The 19,322-nt window shown below is 65.3% G+C and carries 23 protein-coding genes, 1 tRNA gene and 1 pseudogene; 15 read left to right on the plus strand and 10 right to left on the minus strand.

Going from position 1 to position 19,322, the window contains the following annotated elements; translation table 11 throughout:
- Positions 1-65: 65 nt before the first annotated feature.
- The gene (locus tag ABB28_RS01470; RefSeq protein WP_057506926.1) at positions 66-449 is read left to right on the plus strand and encodes a YbjQ family protein; all 384 of its coding nucleotides are present in this window, start codon (positions 66-68) and stop codon (positions 447-449) included.
- 37 nt (positions 450-486) lie between these two features.
- On the opposite strand, the gene ABB28_RS01475 is transcribed toward ABB28_RS01470, so the two are convergent.
- A complete protein-coding gene (locus ABB28_RS01475; protein ID WP_245625240.1) occupies positions 487-1,866 on the minus strand; it encodes an alpha/beta hydrolase in 1,380 nt (459 codons plus the stop codon).
- Positions 1,867-1,995: 129 nt separating this feature from the next.
- Here ABB28_RS01475 and ABB28_RS17880 point away from each other — a divergent pair, with 129 nt between their 5' ends.
- A complete protein-coding gene (locus ABB28_RS17880; protein ID WP_152983347.1) occupies positions 1,996-2,505 on the plus strand; it encodes a hypothetical protein in 510 nt (169 codons plus the stop codon).
- Here ABB28_RS17880 and ABB28_RS01485 read toward each other — a convergent pair.
- Positions 2,408-3,373, minus strand: coding sequence for a LysR family transcriptional regulator (locus ABB28_RS01485; protein WP_057506928.1), 966 nt, complete (start codon positions 3,371-3,373; stop codon positions 2,408-2,410). The genes ABB28_RS17880 and ABB28_RS01485 overlap by 98 nt on opposite strands.
- Before the next feature lie 98 nt (positions 3,374-3,471).
- Here ABB28_RS01485 and ABB28_RS01490 point away from each other — a divergent pair, with 98 nt between their 5' ends.
- The 12 genes and pseudogenes from ABB28_RS01490 to ABB28_RS01545 all read left to right on the plus strand — a co-directional run bounded on the left by ABB28_RS01490 (position 3,472) and on the right by ABB28_RS01545 (position 13,864).
- The gene (locus ABB28_RS01490) at positions 3,472-3,801 is read left to right on the plus strand and encodes a nuclear transport factor 2 family protein (RefSeq protein WP_057506929.1); all 330 of its coding nucleotides are present in this window, start codon (positions 3,472-3,474) and stop codon (positions 3,799-3,801) included.
- A complete protein-coding gene (locus ABB28_RS01495) occupies positions 3,798-4,580 on the plus strand; it encodes an SDR family oxidoreductase (RefSeq protein WP_057506930.1) in 783 nt (260 codons plus the stop codon). The genes ABB28_RS01490 and ABB28_RS01495 overlap by 4 nt, the downstream gene beginning before the upstream one ends.
- 93 nt (positions 4,581-4,673) lie before the next feature.
- Positions 4,674-5,618, plus strand: coding sequence for a hypothetical protein (locus ABB28_RS01500; protein ID WP_152983348.1), 945 nt, complete (start codon positions 4,674-4,676; stop codon positions 5,616-5,618).
- A gap of 53 nt (positions 5,619-5,671) precedes the next feature.
- Positions 5,672-7,333: a hypothetical protein gene (locus ABB28_RS01505; RefSeq protein WP_057506932.1), complete on the plus strand. Its 1,662-nt coding sequence runs from the start codon at positions 5,672-5,674 to the stop codon at positions 7,331-7,333.
- Positions 7,334-7,547: 214 nt separating this feature from the next.
- The gene (locus tag ABB28_RS01510) at positions 7,548-8,360 is read left to right on the plus strand and encodes a S1 family peptidase (RefSeq protein ID WP_057506933.1); all 813 of its coding nucleotides are present in this window, start codon (positions 7,548-7,550) and stop codon (positions 8,358-8,360) included.
- A 76-nt stretch (positions 8,361-8,436) separates the two neighbouring features.
- Positions 8,437-8,946 (plus strand): annotated as a pseudogene (locus ABB28_RS01515) (DUF5694 domain-containing protein); the annotation flags it as partial.
- Between the two features lie 335 nt (positions 8,947-9,281).
- The gene (locus ABB28_RS01520) at positions 9,282-9,767 is read left to right on the plus strand and encodes a hypothetical protein (protein WP_152983349.1); all 486 of its coding nucleotides are present in this window, start codon (positions 9,282-9,284) and stop codon (positions 9,765-9,767) included.
- 3 nt (positions 9,768-9,770) lie between these two features.
- Entirely contained in the window at positions 9,771-10,430 is a 660-nt protein-coding gene (locus tag ABB28_RS01525; protein ID WP_057506935.1) for an ATPase, read from the plus strand.
- Positions 10,431-10,617: 187 nt separating this feature from the next.
- Complete coding sequence (locus tag ABB28_RS01530) at positions 10,618-11,376, plus strand: hypothetical protein (RefSeq protein ID WP_057506936.1); 759 nt, start codon at positions 10,618-10,620, stop codon at positions 11,374-11,376.
- 380 nt (positions 11,377-11,756) lie between these two features.
- Positions 11,757-12,173, plus strand: a complete 417-nt coding sequence (locus tag ABB28_RS01535) for a hypothetical protein (protein WP_057506937.1) — start codon at positions 11,757-11,759, stop codon at positions 12,171-12,173.
- On the plus strand, positions 12,170-12,478 hold the full coding sequence (locus tag ABB28_RS01540; protein WP_057506938.1) for a helix-turn-helix domain-containing transcriptional regulator: 309 nt from the start codon (positions 12,170-12,172) through the stop codon (positions 12,476-12,478). Before ABB28_RS01535 ends, ABB28_RS01540 begins: the two co-directional genes overlap by 4 nt.
- 93 nt (positions 12,479-12,571) lie before the next feature.
- Entirely contained in the window at positions 12,572-13,864 is a 1,293-nt protein-coding gene (locus ABB28_RS01545; RefSeq protein WP_057506939.1) for an SLC13 family permease, read from the plus strand.
- A 37-nt stretch (positions 13,865-13,901) separates the two neighbouring features.
- Here ABB28_RS01545 and ABB28_RS01550 read toward each other — a convergent pair whose 3' ends face one another.
- Positions 13,902-14,318, minus strand: a complete 417-nt coding sequence (locus ABB28_RS01550) for a BLUF domain-containing protein (protein ID WP_057506940.1) — start codon at positions 14,316-14,318, stop codon at positions 13,902-13,904.
- 141 nt (positions 14,319-14,459) lie between these two features.
- Between ABB28_RS01550 and ABB28_RS17885 the strand changes: the two genes are divergently transcribed.
- Positions 14,460-14,864 carry a hypothetical protein gene (locus ABB28_RS17885; RefSeq protein ID WP_152983350.1) on the plus strand — a complete coding sequence of 135 codons (405 nt, stop codon included), beginning with the start codon at positions 14,460-14,462 and terminating at the stop codon, positions 14,862-14,864.
- Between the two features lie 147 nt (positions 14,865-15,011).
- On the opposite strand, the gene ABB28_RS01560 is transcribed toward ABB28_RS17885, so the two are convergent.
- The 7 genes from ABB28_RS01560 to mltG form a co-directional block, all read right to left on the minus strand.
- On the minus strand, positions 15,012-15,332 hold the full coding sequence (locus tag ABB28_RS01560; RefSeq protein WP_057506942.1) for a HigA family addiction module antitoxin: 321 nt from the start codon (positions 15,330-15,332) through the stop codon (positions 15,012-15,014).
- Between the two features lie 132 nt (positions 15,333-15,464).
- Positions 15,465-15,743, minus strand: coding sequence for a type II toxin-antitoxin system RelE/ParE family toxin (locus ABB28_RS01565; protein ID WP_057506943.1), 279 nt, complete (start codon positions 15,741-15,743; stop codon positions 15,465-15,467).
- A gap of 204 nt (positions 15,744-15,947) precedes the next feature.
- Positions 15,948-16,022: transfer RNA gene (locus ABB28_RS01570), tRNA-Val, on the minus strand.
- A gap of 65 nt (positions 16,023-16,087) precedes the next feature.
- A complete protein-coding gene (locus tag ABB28_RS01575) occupies positions 16,088-16,441 on the minus strand; it encodes a PilZ domain-containing protein (protein WP_057506944.1) in 354 nt (117 codons plus the stop codon).
- Positions 16,438-17,409 (minus strand): DNA polymerase III subunit delta', encoded by a 972-nt coding sequence (locus tag ABB28_RS01580; RefSeq protein WP_057506945.1) that lies wholly within the window; start codon positions 17,407-17,409, stop codon positions 16,438-16,440. Before ABB28_RS01580 ends, ABB28_RS01575 begins: the two co-directional genes overlap by 4 nt.
- Positions 17,406-18,071, minus strand: a complete 666-nt coding sequence (gene tmk, locus ABB28_RS01585; RefSeq protein WP_057506946.1) for a dTMP kinase — start codon at positions 18,069-18,071, stop codon at positions 17,406-17,408. The genes ABB28_RS01580 and tmk overlap by 4 nt, the downstream gene beginning before the upstream one ends.
- Positions 18,068-19,129: an endolytic transglycosylase MltG gene (gene mltG, locus ABB28_RS01590; RefSeq protein ID WP_057506947.1), complete on the minus strand. Its 1,062-nt coding sequence runs from the start codon at positions 19,127-19,129 to the stop codon at positions 18,068-18,070. Before mltG ends, tmk begins: the two co-directional genes overlap by 4 nt.
- Between the last annotated feature and the right edge of the window lie 193 nt (positions 19,130-19,322).

Genomic DNA, 19,322 nt, shown 5'->3' on the forward strand with positions numbered 1-19,322 from the left:
CAACCTGTTGCCGCGCCTGCCGCGCGATCAACTTTCACCACTCGCCCCCAACCTCCGAGACACCCATGGCTGATCCTTACAACACGGCTCGTCGTCCTGCTGGCGAAGCGCGTCTGGACGATTCGATGATCACAACCGCACTCGAGCTGCCCGGCTTCCGCGTGGTGCAGAACATGGGCGTGGTGCGCGGTATCACCGTGCGCTCGCGGTCGATCGTCGGCAACTTCCTGGGCGGCATCCAGACCCTGTTCGGCGGCAACATCACCATCTACACCCAGCTGTGCGAGCAGGCCCGCGAAGAAACCTACCGGGACATGATGAAGCATGCACGGATGCTGGGCGCCAACGCGATCATCGCCATGCGCTACGACGCTACCGACATCATGACCGGGCTGACCGAAGTTCTCTGCTATGGCACGGCGGTGATCGTCGAACCTGCACGCAGCTGACGCGTCGGCAGGCGGTTGATCGCCAGCCGGTCAGTGCTCAGGGGGAGGCCGGCTCCGCGCAGCGCGCTGCAGCCTCCCCGCCATCCACGAACGCCTGCACCGCGGTGACAAAACACGAGGGCGCCACCAGCGGCAACAGGTGCGCACCCCGCTCCACCGTGTGGAACTGCAGCGGGCCGGCCTTGGCCAAGGTGGCGGCGTGTTCGAGCGCGCCGGCATAGGCGGTGTTCGGGTCCAGCGTGCCATGCACCACCAGTGTCCTGGGCAGGGTCTTCGGGCTCTGGCCGAACCACGCATCCTTCGGATAGGCCGGCACCGGACTGCCCACCAGCAGGCCGGGAATCGGGCTGACGAACAGGGCATCCTTCTGTTCAGCCTCCACCGTGTCCTTGGTCAGCCCCGGCCGTGCATTGTTCTCCGATGCAGAAATCAGCATCACCAGCGGCAGTGCGGGCTGGTTGTTGCCGCCCTGCCCCAGCCGAACCAGCGCCGCCTTCCAGTCGGTCACAGTAGTGTCCAGCGAACGCGCATCGCCGTTGGACAGGTCCTGCACGATCTGCGGCATGCGATCGCGCAATGTCGGGAAGCTCAGCAGCGCGGCAAAGAATCGACGCAGATCGCCTCCAGGTACCTGCGTGCGCCACGGCGCATCTGCCGGCGCGGCCAGCACGCGGCGGTACGTCGCCACGCCCGCCTCGCCGAGCGCCTGGCGCCCGACCTCATCGACCAGCGCGGTGCGACGGCTCAGGTCCCACTGCTCGGTGCGCTCCGGCGGCACCAGACCATCCAGCACCAGGCCATCAAGCGGCAGCGAGGTGACCTGCAGCGCGCGCAGGGCAAGCTGGGTGCCGTAGGAAACGCCATACAGCAGCACCTGGCCGTCGGCAGGCCGCTGGGACATCAACAGACCGAGGTCCTGCGCGGCCTCGGTCGTGGAGAACGCTGCCGTGCGCGGCACGTTGGCATACATCGCGCCGATGCAGGGGCCCCACTCGCTGCCAGCCAGTCCGGTGCCGTCCGCGCTGTCCGGCGCTTCCTGCTGCGGGCAGATGCGGGCCGAACGCCCGGTGCCGCGGTGATCGGGAATCACCAGATCAAAGCCGGGAAACGCACGCTGGTAGGTCGCGATCGTCGGGTACAGCGATGCCCCGGCCTCGCCCGGTCCACCGGACAGCAACCAGACTTCGCCGCGCCGTTTGACTGAAGCAGGGGCCGGAAAGCGGCGCACGAACAGCGGGATGGACTCCCCTTCTGGGGCGGCGTGGTGCACCGGCACCGGCACCGTCATGCACAGTGAACCGTGCAGCTGCGCAGAGGTTTCGGCATCCTCACAAGGGCTTGGAACAGCGGGGGCCGCGGCATGCGCCAGCGTCGGCAGCGAAAACAGCAGGGCAACGCACAGCGCGGAGCGAAACATGACGACCACCTTCCCTGGAGTGAAGCGCGACAATGCCTGCTTTGCCGGTATCCAGGCGCATGCCGGAAGTAACCTGTGGACGCGCCCAGCCGCTGCATTGAAGATGACCCATCCCAGATGGAGCTCGGCATGGATCCGGCAACGTCCTTCCAGTTCGAGGTGCGATACCGCCCGGGTGAGTATCTTGCCCTGCTGCGCGCGCACATCTACTCGACGGCCATGCCGGCGGAGCGCCGCTGGTGGAACCGGCTTTTCGTGAACCTGATGCTGAGCACCTTCGTCCTCGGGCTGTTCGCCTGGAAGTCGTTCCGGGTCGGCCGCTGCCGGTTTGAAATGGACGCGCACGGTTTCATCCGCCACAGCCGGGGTAGGCCGCAGGCGGTTTCCTGGACAACGGTGAAAAAGCTGCACTGGTACCAGCACGCGATGCTGATGGAACTCAGCGAATCGGGAGTACCCATCCCGTATCGCGTGCTGGAGCCGGGCCAACGTGAGCGGATCGCTGCATGGGTAGCGGACTGCAGGCCGGGGCCACGGCCGGTCAGCGCTTCGTGCCAGCCCGCTTCGTCCGAGCCCCAGCGCCCTGTTTCTGGATGTCCCGATCCTGTCCCAGGTCACGATCCAGCAGACAATCGATGAACGCACGCAGCGCCGGCAGCAGGTAGCGGCGACTGGAGTAGTACAGGAACAGGCCTGGTACGGTGGGCGACCAGTCGGCGAGCACGCGCTTCAACCGTCCATCCTGCAGTGCCTCGGCAATTCCGTCGTCGTTGTAGGCGTACAGGATCCCCAGGCCCTGCAGTGCGGCCGGCACCACGATGTCCTGGTGGTTGGACAGCACCTTGCCCTCGGGTACGAACTCCACGCTTTTCCCTTTCCTGCGGAACTCCCAACTGGCGATCTTGCCACTGCCCGGGAAGCGCCAGCCGATGCACGCATGCTGCTGCAGATCGGCCGGCACCTTGGGTTCGCCATGCCGCGCCAGGTACTCGGGGGACGCCACCGCCAGCAGCTCCACGTCCGGTGTCAGCCGCACCGCGATCATGTCCTTCTGCAGTCGCCCACCCACCCGGATGCCGGCATCAAAGCCCTCGCCGGCGATATCGCGCAGGCCATCGTCGATCACGATGTCGAGCACCACATCCGGATGGGCCTGCGCAAAGCGGCCCAGCCGCGGGGCGATGAGCTTGCGGGCCGCCATGCCGAGCGTGTTGATCCGCAGCGTACCGGCCGTGCGCGTGGTGGTGCCTACCGCCTGCGCGACCGCGTCGTCCATCTCGCGCAGCATCGGCGCGATCCGCTCATGCAGCCGGCGTCCCGGCTCGGTGGGCGAAACACTGCGCGTGGTGCGGTTCAACAGACGCACTCCCAGGCGCGCCTCCAGCTGCCGCACGATCTGGCTGAGCGCAGAGCGGGAAAGGCCGAGATGGTCGGCGGCACGGGCGAAGCTGGCACGGTCGACCACCGCCGCGAATGCTTTCAGTTCTGCGAATTCGGAGCCGCGCATTGTGCCCTGATTCCTACATAGCCTGATCAGATAGTAGGCGATTCTGTTGACGGCAGGAACGGGCCATCCTGAGCCCGTACCTCAACCGGAGCCTGCCCATGAATGACCTGCACCTGCCCGAGCCGATCAGCGCCTACTTCACCGCCGATGCCCACGGTGGCCCTGCCGTCGCCCGCTGCTTCAACCCAGATGGACGCGTGCTGGACGAAGGCCAGACCCACACCGGCCTTGCCGCCATCGAAGCGTGGAAAGCGCACACCGCCGACCGCTACCGCTACACCGCCACGCCCATCAACGTAGAGAAGGACGAGCGCACCTATATCGTCACAAGCCACGTGGTCGGCGACTTCCCTGGCAGCCCGGTGGACCTGCGGTACGCCTTCACCCTGGAACGCGGCAAGATCGCCACGCTGGAGATCTCCGCATGAATTTCGATCTTCAACTGGCTGGCAAGCTGGTACTGGTCAGCGGCGGTACGCGCGGCGTCGGCGCGGCCGTGGTGGACGTACTCCGGCAGGCCGGCGCCCGCGTGGCCGCCGCCTCGCGCTCATTGCCGGCGCAGCCCAGCGACGGTGTGCACTACCTTGCCGCCAACGTGGCGACCGCCGCAGGCGCGAGTGCGCTGGCGGTGGACGCGGTCCACCATCTGGGTGGCATCGACATCCTGGTCAACGTGGTCGGCGGATCGTCCGCGCCTGCCGGTGGCTTCGCTGCGCTGGACGATGCCGAATGGAGCAAGGAGCTGGAGCTCAACCTGATGTCGGCCGTGCGGCTGGACCGCGCACTGCTTCCGGGCATGCTGGCGCAGCAGTCCGGCGTGATCATCCATGTCACCTCCATCCAGCGCATCCTGCCGCTGCCGGAAGCCACGATGGCCTACGCCGCCGCCAAGGCGGCGCTGTCCACCTACAGCAAGGCATTGTCCAAAGAGGTCACCCCGAAGGGCGTACGCGTGGTGCGGGTAGCGCCGGGCTGGATCGAAACCGAAGCCTCCGTCGCCCTGGTCGAACGGGTTTCCGCGCAGGCCGGGACAGACTACGCAGGTGGGCAGAAGCTGATCATGGACCAGCTCGGCGGTATTCCGCTGGGGCGGCCGGCCATGCCACATGAAGTGGCCGACCTGATCGCGTTCCTGGCCTCCCCACGCGCGGCCTCGATATCCGGCAGCGAGTACGTCATCGACGGCGGCACAATCCCCACGGCGTGAGCCGCGCACGCCGTGGCCGATACGCGCAACCAGAACGGCTATGCTTGATCCCGCACGACATCCGCTTTCCACACCCAGGCAGGACGCAGCACCATGAAGGTAAAGAAAGCTTCCGTGCTGTGTTCAGCCGCGCTGGCGATGTCTGCTGCGTTGCTCACCGTTGGGTGTGGGGGAACGACGCGGAAGACGATCCTCTCGTCCGATAGCCTGAAGGTCGTGGCGATAACGCAGACGACCCTGGATATCAACGTCAGCAAGTACAAGCATTACACGACGTACGCGCTGTATCTGGACGGCGACAAACTGTCGGACGCGGCATTCGCAGGCCTGCTGCAGGATGCCGCCGCGACCGGCGAACAGATTGTCCACACCGACGCCATCGTGGTCGCCGACGATGCCGTCCTGCTGGCGTCGCACACCCGCGACGGGTCGTCTTGCTGGGCAACGCACCTGTCTGCACAGGGCGGCAAGGCGCGGTTGGAAAAGATCATCACCAGCACGACCGATTGCTCCCCACGACCCGCTTCGCCGGGCTGGAGTGCACTGTACGATCAGGCCAGCAACCTGGTCCTGGTGCGGACGCATCCCTTCGCGGTGCATCCGATCACCGGCTACTGGCAGGTGCTCTGGATCGAGGGCGACGTGGTGGCCCTGTACGAGGACGAGCGCGCGAAGGAACGACTCGTCGTCAAGCTGGTGCGGATATCTGCGGACGAAACGCTTGCCGAACAGTTCCTGCCGATGAACGCCTATGCAGAGCCTGATCTGCTCCATGCCGCGCCGGAAGCTCGCAGGCAATGGCTTTTCGACAACTTCTCTGTCAGCCTGGGCACGCCCGCCTCGATCCAGCTGCGTCCTGACAACACGCTGAAAACCATCACCCCGGAGGTCTGGGCGGAATACCAGGAGATGGACCGTCAGAACAAAGAAGCCGATGCACGCGCGAGTGCAGAGGGCCAGGCCCGCCTGGAGGCGCTGTACCGCGAAGTGAGGGAAGCGGAGGCGACCAACAACCACCCCGCGAGCCGGATCAAGTAGACGGCGGCATTGCTACACTTCCCCGCTTTCGATGGATCTGGAGAGCAGGGCAAATGGATTTTCCCCGATGGCTGTACGCCCTCACCGTAGCGGTGACGGCGATGATCACCGGCGCCGCATCCGCCGCCACTGCGGGCTCCAACCCTGCTGCCCCATCTGTGTACTACGTGCGCCAAACCGTCAGCAGCGGCCCGGACGCAGGCGACGAGCAGACGCTGTCGGGTTACTACGAAGCCACTTTGCAGGCTGCATCGCGTGCAGGAACCCAGCTTCTGCTGGCGCCCATCTGGTCGCATCAGGTGGACGCGGCTGGCCACACAAGCTACCTGATGGACCTGGACCCGAACGACGCGACCGCGGCAGCGCAACTGGCCGTGCTTGGCCAAGGCTTCAGCGCTGCGGTAACGCGATCTGGTGACACCGGCGCACTGCGTGCAACGAACCAGGGCGCGTGGACTGCACTGTCCAGGACATCACCCGAAGCGGCCAGCGCCCTGCTCAGCCTGCACCAGGTGCCGGGACTGCGGCCGGTGCAATTGCGCGCCTCGGTGGCGATGGGGGATGTTGTTGCGGGAACGCTGCGCATCGAACCCCATGGCAGCGTCGAAACGAGACTTCAGGTGATTGAGGTCACCCCGGACGCGGTGCTGATGGAGATGTCTGTTACAGGCCCCGGCGCACAGGGCGACGGCCGGCTGGTGGCAGCGCGTGGCGACGGCATGCCGATCGAGCTGCGGATGGAACTGCGGTACGCGGCCAGCAAGGGCCTGCCCGCATCCGTCCACCGCGTGCACCTGGCCGACACCGCCTACGACCCGATGCTGCAGATGAGCGACGATGTCGACAGCTATGTCAGCTATGCCGAGCAGGTGAGCCAGACGCTGCAGCGCGCGCCCTTCAGCGCCGTTGCGCCTGATCCTTCCGCCTACACGCATCGCGCGGCGGTACTGGGTGAGCTGGAAGACTACATGGTTGGCGCGGCCTCGCTGCCTACGCTGATGCCCTACATGGGCGCGTTCTGGATTCCCGCAGAGAACGGCACAGGGCGCTGGCTGGCGATCGGTGCACGCTCCAGCGTGGAACGCGACCCATCGGCCGGGCAAGGACAGCACGAACGCATCCTGATGTCCCGCCTGCACCGCGTGGCGATGCTGGATGCGGATGGGGCGGAGATCGCCGGGCTGCCGACGAAACGGGTCACGCCGACGCTGTTCTTCCCGGAAAAATACGCGGCCACGCAGAACGAGGCCAGCTTCCCCTTCCATCTGCCACTGGGCGCGCCGCGCGACGTGTTGGGCCGGATCGAAGCCGTACGCATGTCCGTCGACGCCGAAGTCTATGCGTTCGAAACGACTGAAATCCTGCAGCCCGGTGAGCGTTCGGCACTCAACCCGGACATCACGTTGCTGCGCCCCACTGCACACAGGGCGACGCTGCTGCAGGGCAGGCAGTCGTGGAGGGCGAAGACCGGCCTGTACAGCGTGGTCGTCCCGCTGGACGAAGACGGAAACGTACTGCCCTCCGAGCAGATGACCATTGCCCCGCTGAAGCCGGCGCAACCAACGCGGCTGGCGCAGGTGCCACTGGCCTGGGAGAACGGCAGGCTGCCGATGCGGACCGAGATCGCCACCGCCCGCCCCATCGCCGCGCTGCAGGTTCGCCACTATCGCTGGAGTTCGGTGCCCACGACATGGACCTTCCCGATGCGTGAGTGACGCCAGCCGGTGCGCCCACGCGCGCGGGCGATGGATGCGGTGCCCCTTTTCCAGCCCGGCAATTCGCAGCTTCGTCGCCGTGACCGCGGCTTTGTTGCATGATCGTTACCGCTCCGCACCGGATCCGCTAGCGTTTCCTGATGGCCCGCCACCGCGCGCTATCGCCGCATAACGGCTTCCTCTGGAACGAATGCTGACAGGGACGTAGATACCCATGAAACGCTGGCTCCTCCTGGCTGTGATCAGCCTCCCCTTCACCGCCGCGGCGGTTGTCATCCGCGGCGATGTGGACGATGCCCAGTACCGCATCGACGGTTCGGCATTTCCCGCATTGGCCGACATGCCCGGCGAAGGCCATGGCGCCCTGATCGCCCCGCGCTGGGTGGTTACCGCAGCACACGCAGCGCCGATGGAGGGAATGCACGCAGCGGTGATGATCGACGGCCAGCCCCATGCGGTGGAGCGCGTGTTCCTGCATCCCGGCTACCGGCGCATGCCGGATGCCCTCGGGCAGGAAGCACTGGCGACGGGAAGCCCGTCCCGCATCCATGCCTTCCTGGCGGCGTCCGACGATATCGCGCTGGTCAAGCTCGCCTCGCCCGCAGCAGGCGTGCGGCCCATGCGCCTCTACCGGGGCAACGAGGAAGTCACCCGCATCGCCACCTTCATCGGCAAGGGTGCCAGCGGCAACGGCGACCGCGGCCAGAACCCGCACGACGCGCACCGGACCCTCCTGCGCCGCGCGGAGAATGCCATCACCGGAGCCAATACGCGCTACCTCTGGTACCGCTTTGATGCCCCGCCCCACGCGCTGCCGCATGAAGGCGTGCTGGGCAGTGGAGACAGCGGCGGGCCACTGATGATCCGGGATGAGAACGGCTGGCAGCTCATCGGGCTGGGCTCGTGGATCACCGCAGTGCCAGAGCACGCACTGGAGGCGGGATTCTATGGCCAGGTCGTCCACAACGTGCGCATTTCGCGCTATGCCGACTGGATCGACAGCGTGATGCAGCGTGAGGGTGACTGAGTTACCGCCGATGCAGCGGCCGGCGAAAAGGTTGCAGTGACCAACGGGGCTTACGAAGACCCCGCCCGTGCACCACCGCGACGAGTCCCTGCTGGTGGCGGCCACGCTCGCCGCGCGGCTCGGCCTGGAGCGGGTATGGGCGGTGGATGACCACACCGCTGACTCGGCTACGCCCGAAGCCTTGAAGAAGGCCGCCGGCGAGGCGCTCATGAAGGCGTGGGACAACCCGCACACCAAGGCCCGCGCCGAGGCGGACGAGGCGCTGCACGCCAACCTCGGCAAACCCGATGGCCTGCTGGCGATCTACCGCGCATACAACGCGCCGGAAGCGGCGATGCAGGCCTACCACAGCGACTTCGGCGCCGCGCTGGTGGAACCGTCGCCGCAAGCGTTCGGCCGCGATTATGTGGGTTACTGGGAAACCCGCAATCTGCGCATGGTCGCCAACATGCGCGACGTACTCGCGCACACGCCCGGCACGCGCATGCTGGCCATCGTCGGTGCATCGCACAAACCTTACTACGAGGCCTACCTGCAGCTGATGCACGACGTGCAGCTGGTGGATGCCGGGGACGTGCTGAACTGAGGTGAAAAACTGTAGCGTCCTGCTACATAACTCCGTGCGCCGCGGACGGGCAAAGGCGCCCTTTCCGCATCGGCCGCCAGCGCGGACCGGTCGACCTGCGCATGCAGGTCGGCCAAGACCTCCAGCGTTTCCCTCGCCCGGCAGAGGCTGATTACGCCGGCGCGTACGCCGCGCTGGCCAGCGATAGAATTCGCTCGGAAAATTCCTACACAACAATACGTTAGCGTGATCTTTTACTGGAGTCGGCAGTCATCTATCTTGCCATGGAACCGAAAAATGCACATTTTTCCCACTGGTGTACGATGCCTCATACAACTCCAATCGATCCGGCTGCGATGAAGCCTACCGACACCCCGCCACCCCGTGTCCTGAAGTCAGGGAGCTTCGCCTCCGTCGCGGACACCGGAAAGAAAAGCAAAGCCAGCCTTGCGACGAAAGAGCGCCGAACCGTGCCACGCACCACCGACGCACAGCTTTCAGCCCTGCCTTCGATGACGGCAACCCAGCTCAAGCGGGGCGGCTGGCCGGGCGTGATGGTGCAGGTCAACAAGACCACGGCGGTGGCGGTGACCAACCATCATCGAACCGAGGCCGTGATCCTCACTGCGGAACATTACGCAACGCTGGTCCAGCAAGCCGCGGGGGCGAGCAACCGCAGCAGCGGTGCCGAAACCACGACCGTGCCCAAGGAGATTGCCCTGGCGCGGCTTCAACGCGCTTTCGATCAGCGCCTGGCCACGCTCAAGGATGGGAAGTCGCTTGCCGCTGCTACGCGCAAGCGTGCGCGGCGCGGCAAGGTGACCCTCGGCACTCCGTTCTGAACGATGTCCGCGATCCTCGTCCTGGCAGGGGTGAACGGGGCCGGCAAGAGCTCGCTGCTGGGAAGCATCGCCACCGCAGAAGGCTTGGTCTGGTTCGACCCGGATGCATTCACACGCGAACTTGTAGCGACGGGATGTCCTCACGACCAAGCCAATTCGAAGGCTTGGGAGGAAGGCAAAAACCGGCTTGCGCGCGCCATTGCCGATGGCGAGGACCATGCCCTTGAGACCACGTTGGGTGGCAGGACCATTTCCGCCTTGCTGCGCGAAGCAACGAAAACCCACGACGTCATCGTGTGGTTCTGCGGTCTATCCAGCGTCGACCTGCACATTCAGCGCGTCGCCCAGCGCATTGCGCAAGGCGGACATGCCGTCGCAGAGCACAGAATCAGGGCGCGCCATGACACATCGCGTGAGAACCTGATCATGCTGATGGACGCGCTGCATACGGTGCATGTCTACGACAACACCGGAGCCGCACAGGACGGGGTCACCGAGCCGCAGCTTGTTCTCGAACTCGAACGTGGTGCCATTCTGCATCCTTCCAACCTCGACGAACTGGGCATGACGCCAGAGTGGGCGGCGCCAATCGTCGAACGTGCGTTGCAGCTCCACCCGCCGGCATGGCTCGAACCGGATGTCACGCGCCCACCGTCAATCTGAAAAGGACGTCCCGTGACCCACCACATGAGCCACGAGGAATAGGTTATCGGCATCCGGCGCCAAGCCGTGGCGCTGGGGCCCAGGCGTCGGCCCGGATGGCTCCGGAAGTGGCAGCGCTTGATCAGTTACTAACCCGCCCTCGGATACCGTTGGCGTACGCCTGAACTCCATACGCAAGGACGCCGTTATGCCCAGCTCGCGCTCATTCCGCCCTGCCCTGCTTGCCAGCCTGCTGCTGGCACCGCTGGCGGCGCTCGCCCAGCCGGCGCAGACCTCTGCCGCCGTGCGGCAGTACCAGGCCGTGGAGAGACTGCAGGCAATGGCCGACGCCGGCACCCCGCCCGCGTTGGCGGAGGTCGCCGAGCAGGTGCGCAAGGCCAACAACCCGGATGTATTGAAGGACCTCGGCACCCTGCTGCCGGTGCAGGTGCAGATGATCTGCAGCAATGGCCAGCACGCCGCACTGATCTCCTCGCGCTTCGCCGGCGACGGCAGCGATGCGGCCATGCTGCAGCAGCTGACGCCCGCTTGGAACGACGCGCAGGTCTTTGCGCTGCAGTGCGGTGCCATGCAGCTTTCGTTGCAGGGAACCGCGCTGGCCGGCCTGCCCGCTGCGCAGCGGCCCAAGGAAGAGCTCGACCAGATGCGTCTGCGCACGTCGCTGCTGCTGCTCGGCTATGCCGATGTTGCCTCTGCGGTGGCATTGACCGAGGTTCCCCAGGCGCAGCGGCAGGCCCTGTTGCGCGATGCGTTGGCGGCGGCGAAGCAGGCGGTGCGCTCGATGCCACTGCATGCGCGCACGCAATACCAGCAGATGGTGCGCGACCGTGTGGGCGATGTGCCGAATGCGGACACCGCCCTGGTCGCGCCGCTGCTGGCAGCCTTCAGCGCGACCGAGTGCGACGATGCCTGCACACTGCTGGATGCCGAGCCCGTAGCGCCCTGACACGCGATGATTCGCGGGCCTGTATGCGCTGCCGCTGACGTCTTTCCCTGCTCGCGGTGACGTCACCCTCTCCTGTGCCGGGCAGCTTTTGAAGATCGGCTCATGTACGTGCACCCCTGCGGCTGTTGGTATGTAGCTGCTGGCGACGTAGAAGCGTCAGTCGGGATTGGCATCCTGTTCGGCAAATACAATTTTGGCTCTGTTTTGCCCTCTGGGCACGGCGGAGAATGCACTGCATCGCGCGCCGTCTTTACGGTGGGCGATGTGTGGGGATCCCTGATCCGCCGGCCATTTTTGTGTTTGCCCCGGTATGCCAACCCGCATCGCCTGCCACCTCGCGCGTCTGCGCAGGTGGCCACACGCCTTGGGAAGGATGACCGATGGAATCGCAGAATCCGCTTAGCGCCAAACGCCTGCACGCCTTGATCGGCGACAAGATCCACGAGTTTCCACCGTACTTCATAGAGCGGTTGGAAAAGAAGCTGGAAGAGTTCGAAGCCTCCCGCGAAAGTTCGTCCGGCGTCGTGCATCTGCACCTGGTACCCGACGTGTCCAATGACGCGCCAATGCTGGGCAAGGACAGCTACGCCGACCTCAAGCGACACAGCAAGGTAGCCGTTCCCATCGCAACGCTGCAGGGAATCGGGGCGATCCTTGAAATCCTGCATTCGGTGCAGGTCGGCAGGCAGGACGGCGGCACGCAGGCCGTGCTGAGCGATCACCTGGTGGAGGGCCTGATCACCTCTGGCCGCGCCCTGGTGAAGTCATCCATCGAATCCATGTGGAGTGCGACATGAGCGATAGCGAGTTCAAGATTCTCCCGATCAACAGCGCCGCCGCACGCGCCGCCGAGCGCGCGGACTATCTGGACGTGCGGATGCGGATGGAGGGCTGCGACGAATCCAGCATCGCACGTGCCCTGCTGCTGATTGCCGAACTGGACGGCATGTCGCGCATCGCCCAGGCATGCGGCCTGAGCGTGGAAACCCTGCGCCGCCAGTTGAATGGCACCCGCCCGCTGTACCTGGAAACCGTGCTGGGCGTGATGCGCGCAATGAACCTGCAGCTGCGGGTGGAAGATCGCGAGCCGTTGCAGAGCTGACCTCATTCCGCCGCGTCTGCCCGGCGTCGATGGCAAAATGGCGAGGCGTGCGCCGGGCACGCACTGCCTCGCCCAGGACGCACGACCATCGACATGGACCTCCTTATCGCCGCCACGCTGGTGGTGGCCACCATCGCGCTGTGGGCCACCGCGCGCCTGCCCGAATACCTGACGGCGCTGCTGTTCTTCGCCGCTGCCACGGTATTCACCTCGGTACCGCCGGCGACCATCTTTTCCGGCTTCGCTTCCGCTGCGTTCTGGCTGGTATTGAGTGGTTTCGTGCTGGGCGCCGCGATCAAGAAAACCGGGCTGGCCGACCGCTTGGCCGCGGCGCTGCAACCGCATCTGGCTGGGTCGTGGACGCGCATGGTGGGCGGTACCGTGGCGGTCAGCTACGCGGCCGCGTTCGTCATGCCATCCAACATGGGGCGCATCGCCCTGCTGATGCCAATGGTGCTGGCCATCGCGGAAAAATCCGGCATCCGCGCAGGCTCGCGTGGCTGGTTCGGCCTGGCGTTGGCGGTGGGCTTTGGCACCTTCCAGCTTTCAGCCAGCATCCTGCCCGCCAACGTGCCGAACCTGGTGATGGCAGGCGCCATCGAAGCCACGTACGGGCTGCACCTGCATTACCTGCCCTACCTGATTACCTTTACCCCCGTGCTGGGGCTGCTGAAAGGCGTGTTGGTCGTGGCGCTGGTATGCCTGCTGTTTCCCGCCCGGCCGACGCCGTTCAAAGCGGAAGCGCATACGGCGTCGTGGACGGGCAACGAGCGGCGGCTGGCGATCATCCTGCTGTGCACGCTGGCGATGTGGATGACCGACGCCCTGCATGGCATCTCGCCAGCGTGGGTGGGACTGGTGGCCGCGTGCGCCTGCCTGCTGCCGCGCGTCGGCTTCCTGACCAGCGATGAGTTCGGCCAAGCCAGCAATTTCCGCACCTGCCTGTATGTTGCGGGCCTGCTGGGGCTGAGCGCGTTCGTTGCCGCAACCGGGCTGGGCAGCCGGCTGGGCGAATGGATCATCCCGCTGCTGCCGCTGGATCCGGCGCAGCCGTTTGTCAGTTACCTGTCGGTATTCGGGCTGGGCGAACTGCTCAATGCACTGACCACCGCCAATGGCGTACCGGCGGTATTTACCCCGCTGGCGCAGGAGATTGCCGATGCCTCCGGCATGCCGTTGAACACGGTGCTGATGTTCCAGGTAGTGAGCTATTCCACGCCGCTGCTGCCATACCAGGCATCGCCGATCGTGGTGGCGATGATGATGGGCAAGGTCCCATTGCGGGAGGGCGTGAAGCTGTCGCTGTGGCTTGCAGTCGCCACGTTGGTGATCGTGGCGCCGCTGCAATATGTATGGATGGGGATATTGGGGATGGTCGGGGGATAGGGGTCGCTTCGACTGCACCGTGTTCGGCGTCGCCTGATCAGGCGTGGTTGAAACGTCCGTTCACTGCGTCGAGCAGATGGTCCACCGCGCCCGGCCGGCGGTTTCCCTGCACGAAACCGGACCAGTCTGCACGGGCGATGGAGCCCAGCACGATGCTGTCCACGTCGAACTTCTTCAGCGGCCAATGGCGGAACAAACGCTTACCGGTCACGCCCTTGGCGATCTCGGCGATGCCGGTGTGCAGGCTGGCCTGGCGCACGCGCCCATACGCCTGTGCCACGCCCTCGCCGGGACCTTCGAGATACTGCAGAAACCGGCCGCCATCGAAGAGCAGCACACCACTGACATCAGCGGCACGGTTGAACGCTTCGGCATCGGAAACCAGCGCCTGAAGGTCCTGCGGGTCGATACGCTTGCTGACCCGGCTCGTGTACACCACAGCTTCCAAGGACATGAAACCTCCTTGCGCTTCTGCGCTAACCAAGCAAGCAGAAACCTTATCAGCTGAATGCGTTCATAGTTTGGACGGAAGCTGAATAGGGGACGAGTGGCGGCGGATGAGCGCAGAATCGGGCTTCAGGACCTGGGGGCGTGAATGAAGAGTTCGCGAGAAGCTGCCACTGATAAAAAGCCTGCTGCGGACGGCGCGTCGACTGAGCTTTTTGCTGCTTTGCGCGGGTTGTTACTTGCCCGTGGAAGTGAGCTTTCTGTCGTGCAGGACGACGACGGACATTTCTACGCGAACTGTCGAAAGCTGGATGCCAAGGGCAAGGCTCAGTTCTTCGGAGCGGTGAAGGTAGCGGGTCGCAAGCATTCGTTTCACTTCATGCCGGTCTATGACTTTCCCGAACTGCTTGTCGAGCTGAGTCCTGCGCTGAAGAAGCATATGCAGGGGAAGTCGTGCTTCAACTTCACTTCGCTCGATCCGGCTGTGCTGGACGAACTGCAGGGTATTGTCGAACAGGGAGCGTCTCGCTACGAAGCTGTCGGTAAGCTTTGACATCGCCTTGCATATGCTGACTTTTTCGGCGCGCCCCACCCTTGCTGTCAGCGCGGTAACCGCCGATTAAAAAAGCCCCCGCCGAGAAGCAGGGGCTTTGTCATTGCATGACGCGGAGGCACTGACATCCACCGCTGAACTATCCGGTCATGCCGCCCGTGGGCGGATATGTTCGATCGTTTCAGCCAGCTCGACGCTGGCGATCGCCAGATCGTAATTGGTCTGCAGGTTCAGCCATACCTGGGCGGTCGTGCCGAAATAGCGCCCCAAGCGCAGAGCGGTATCGGCGGTGATGCCACGGCGTCCGGCAATGATGTCAGAGACGCGGGCAGGCGTTACATCAATTGCTGCCGCCAGCGCGCGTGCAGACATATTCAATGGGGACAGGAATTCTTCCGCCAGAATTTCACCAGGGTGGACCGGCGGGAGCGCGTTGGCGACATTCTTGTTCGCGATAGCGTTCTTCATGATCTATTTTTGCTACAGGTGTGGGCCTGTAGCGCCTCCTTGAAGGGGTCCAAGTCTTCTCTGACCCAAGGGTGGTTGGGCCGAGAGGCCCTCTCGGCAGCACCGAAAGTTTGCCCGCCGCTGCCGCGCTCCTCAGTGGTAGTCGGTGACCTCTACATCGTAGGCATCGCCGCCTTTCCATCTGAAACAGATTCGATACTGGTCATTGACCCTGATGCTGAACTGCCCATTCCGGTCGCCTTTCAAGGCCTCCAATCGGTTGCCCGGCGGGGCTCTCAAGTCGTCCAGCTCGACCGCGGCCTTGAGATAATCCAGTTTGCGTTGAATCTGTCGTTCAATGTTCACCCAAGCCTTTACACGTCTGCCTTGGGCGAATTGTTCCGTGTCTTTGTTCGCAAATGATTTGAGCATCGGCCCTCCTTCACCAGGGCGAATGTATCGTATACCGATACACGATACAATGCAAGCCCCGTCAGGCTTGCTGCATCGCTGCACTCCGTCGGCGGCTGTGGCGGATATGCACCCTCGCGTACGCTGATAATCGCCTGCCTTTCGCACGTATCAAGCGCATACGAAAAAACCGGCCAAGGCCGGTTTTCGTGCAACACTTGAATATGGTGGGCGGTACAAGGTTCGAACTTGTGACCCTTGCCGTGTGAAGGCAATGCTCTACCGCTGAGCTAACCGCCCGATGCTGCTGAGCCGCTCATTATAGGGGCTTTCCCGAGAGCGTCAACACTTTTCAGATCACTTCTTCACATCGTGTGCGTCGGCTTTTCCGAAGAGGTCAGGCCGGCCAGCAGCGTCTCGATCTTGTGCCGTACCGCCTCGCCTTCCTGTCCGTCCGCCAGCTGCACGCCGATGCCCGAAGGCCGGTTGCCCTGGGCCCCTGCCGGGGTCACCCAGATCACCTTGCCGGCGACCGGCAGGCGCTCGCTGGAATCGGGCAGGGTCAGCAGCAGGAACACCTCGTCGCCGAGGAAATAGCGCTTCGGCGTGGGCACGAACACCCCGCCGTTCTTCACGAACGGCATGTAGGCGCCATAAAGCGCGGCCTTGTCCTTTACGGCAAGGGACAGGATGCCCTGTCGGGCGTTGGTGGCGCTCATCGATTACCCCTTGGGTGCTGCCGTTCGTTGACCTTGTTCCAGGCCAGCAACAGTTCTACCACGGCCAGGTCCGCACGCACGGTGGTGCGCAGCAGGTCGCGGGTCCGGTTGGCAGCGTCGAACCAGGCTGCCAGCTTGTTCAAACGTTCCGGCGCGGTCAAGCCATCGCTGCTGGCCATCGACAGCGCCAGGTCGGCGGCAAAGCGCAGCCGCAGCGCGGCGTCCTCGTCACCGGCCCATTTCTGAGCCAGCGCCACCGCGCCGGTGCGACCGGCGGCCAGTGATTCCAGGTCCTTGGTGACCTCGCGGCGCAGCTCCAGGCCTTCTTCGCGCAGCCAGGAGTCGGCTAGCCCGGGATGGCCGCGCGCGGCGTCCAGCGCCTCCATCGCATCGTCCTCGCGGTGGCCCTGCTGCTGCAGCCACGCCAGTGCTTCTTCGCGCGGCGGCAGCTTGAACTCCAGCCGCTGGCAGCGGCTGCGCACGGTCTGCGGCAGGCGCGCCGGGTCGCTGCTCACCAGCCACAGGTAGCGGCCGGGCTGCGGTTCTTCCAGCGTCTTCAGCAGGGCATTGCAGGCCGCGCGGTTGATCGCATCGGCCGGGTCCACGATCACCACCTGGGCGATGCCGTACTGCGGGGTCAGCGAGAGCTTCTGGCCGATCTCGCGCACCTGCTCGATGACGATCTCGGTGCGCAGCTTGTCGCCGCTCTTGTTGGGGATGAAGCTGATGATCTGCAGGTCCGGATGGGTGCCGGACGATATCAGCTGGCGCGCACGGTCGGCCTGCGGGCCACCGCCCTGGGTGAGCACGTGTTCGGCCAGTGCATCGGCCACGGCACGTTGGCCGAGCCCGGCCGGTCCGCAGATCAGCAGGCCATGGCCCAGCCGGCCGGCGTCCAGCGCGGCGATCATCTGGTCATAGGCGCGCTGCTGCCACGGCGAAAATGCGGCCTTTCCGGTAGCGCTCATGCGCCCTCCCCGTTGTGCAGGAACTGCTCCACGCGGGCCACTACATCGGCTGCTACCTGCTGCTGCACCTGGCTGGCGTCGACCAGCGCGAAGCGCTGCGGATCCTGCTGCGCACGTTCGCGGAAGACCGCGCGCACGCGCTGGAAGAAATCGTCCTGTTCGCTTTCGATGCGGTCCGGCCACAGGTCGCGGCCGTTGGCGCGCGCACGCCCGGTTTCCACGTCCACGTCCAGCAGCAGGGTCAGGCCCGGCAGCAGGCCGACCACGCGGCGTTCCAGGTCGGCGATCCACGTGGCATCCAGCCCGCGCCCGCCGCCCTGGTAGGCGTAACTGGAATCGGTGAAGCGGTCGGTCAGCACGAAGGCACCACGGCGCAGTGCCGGCTGGATCACCTGGCGCACGTGCTGGGCGCGTGCGGCGAACACCAGCAGCAGTTCGGCTTCGGCGCTCAACGGCTCACCGGCGATCGCTTCATCGGGCTTCAGCACCAGCGCGCGGATGCGTTCGGCCAGCGGCGTGCCGCCCGGTTCGCGGGTCAGCACGACCTCGTGTCCATGCGCGCGCAGGCAGGCGTGGATGGCATTGATGGCGGTGGTCTTGCCCGCGCCTTCGCCGCCTTCCAGGCTGATCAGACGCGGGTGGCGCAGCAGCGCGGCACTCATTGCGCTTGGTTCTCCTTGATGCGGTTCTGGCGCAGCTGCTGCAGGTAACGCGCCACGGCGACGTTGTGCTCTGCATAGCTGGCCGAAAAAATGTGCGCGCCACTGCCATCGCCGACGGCGACGAAGTACAGCGCATCGCCCGGTGCGGGCTGCGCGGCGGCGTTCAGCGCGTCGCGGCTGGGCATGGCGATGGGCGTGGGGGTCAGCCCGGCGCGGGTGTACGTGTTGTACGGCGTATCGGTGGTCAGGTGCACGCGGCGGATGTTGCCGTCGTAGGCCGGGCCGATGCCGTAGATCACCGTGGGATCGGTCTGCAGGCGCATGCCCATCTTCAGGCGGCGCGCGAACACGCCGGCAATCTGCGGGCGCTCGCTGGCCAGCGCGGTTTCTTTTTCGATGATGGAAGCCAGCGTCAGCAGCTCGTACGGCGAGTTGATCGGCAGGCCGTCGGCGCGCGAATCCCAGGCTTCGGTGAGCGCTTTTTCCATCGCCTCATGGGCGCGCTTGAGCACATCCACGTCGGTGTCGCCGCGCTGGTAAACGTAGGTCTCCGGCAGGAAGCGGCCTTCGGGGTGCTGGCCGCCGAAGCCGAGGCGCTGCATCAGCGCGGCGTCATCCAGTTCATCGGTGGTGTGCACCAGCGGTTCGGCACGCTTGAGCGCGGCGCGCACCTGGCGGATGTTCCAGCCTTCGATGAGGGTGACACGGTGCTGCAGCACGCGGCCCTGGCGCATGCGGGTCAGCAGCTCGCGCGGGGTCAGGGTGGCGTCCAGCGCGTACTCGCCGACCTTCAGCTTGCCGGCGGCGTCCATCTGGCGGGCGAGCAGCTGCCATTGCGCGTCCTGGCCTTCGTCCACGCCGGCGTCGCGCAGCTTGCCGAGCACGGTGCTGAAGCCATCGCCGCTGGCGATGACCATGCTGTCCTGGCTGGGGCTCAGCGGGCGGTCGGCGAACTGGCCCTGCTGGTAGAAGAACCATGCGCCGGCGCCTACGGCTATTGCACCGAACAGCACCAGGACGGTCACTACCATCAGACATCCGCGCTTGGCTGCCGCCATGGATTACCTCGAAGAATTATTCAGGTGAGCAGGATACCGCGAACGTGCAGCGCCGAGCCGTGCCCGGCGAGAGCGCAGGCGGGGCTGGAGCTGACGGCCAGCGGCCGTCACTACCGGCCCTTCTTGACGGCCAGCGGCCGTCACTACCGGCACTTCTTGACGGCCAGCGGCCGTCACTACCGGCACTTCTTGA

The sequence above is a fragment of the Stenotrophomonas chelatiphaga genome (assembly GCF_001431535.1).
Lineage (GTDB): Bacteria > Pseudomonadota > Gammaproteobacteria > Xanthomonadales > Xanthomonadaceae > Stenotrophomonas > Stenotrophomonas chelatiphaga.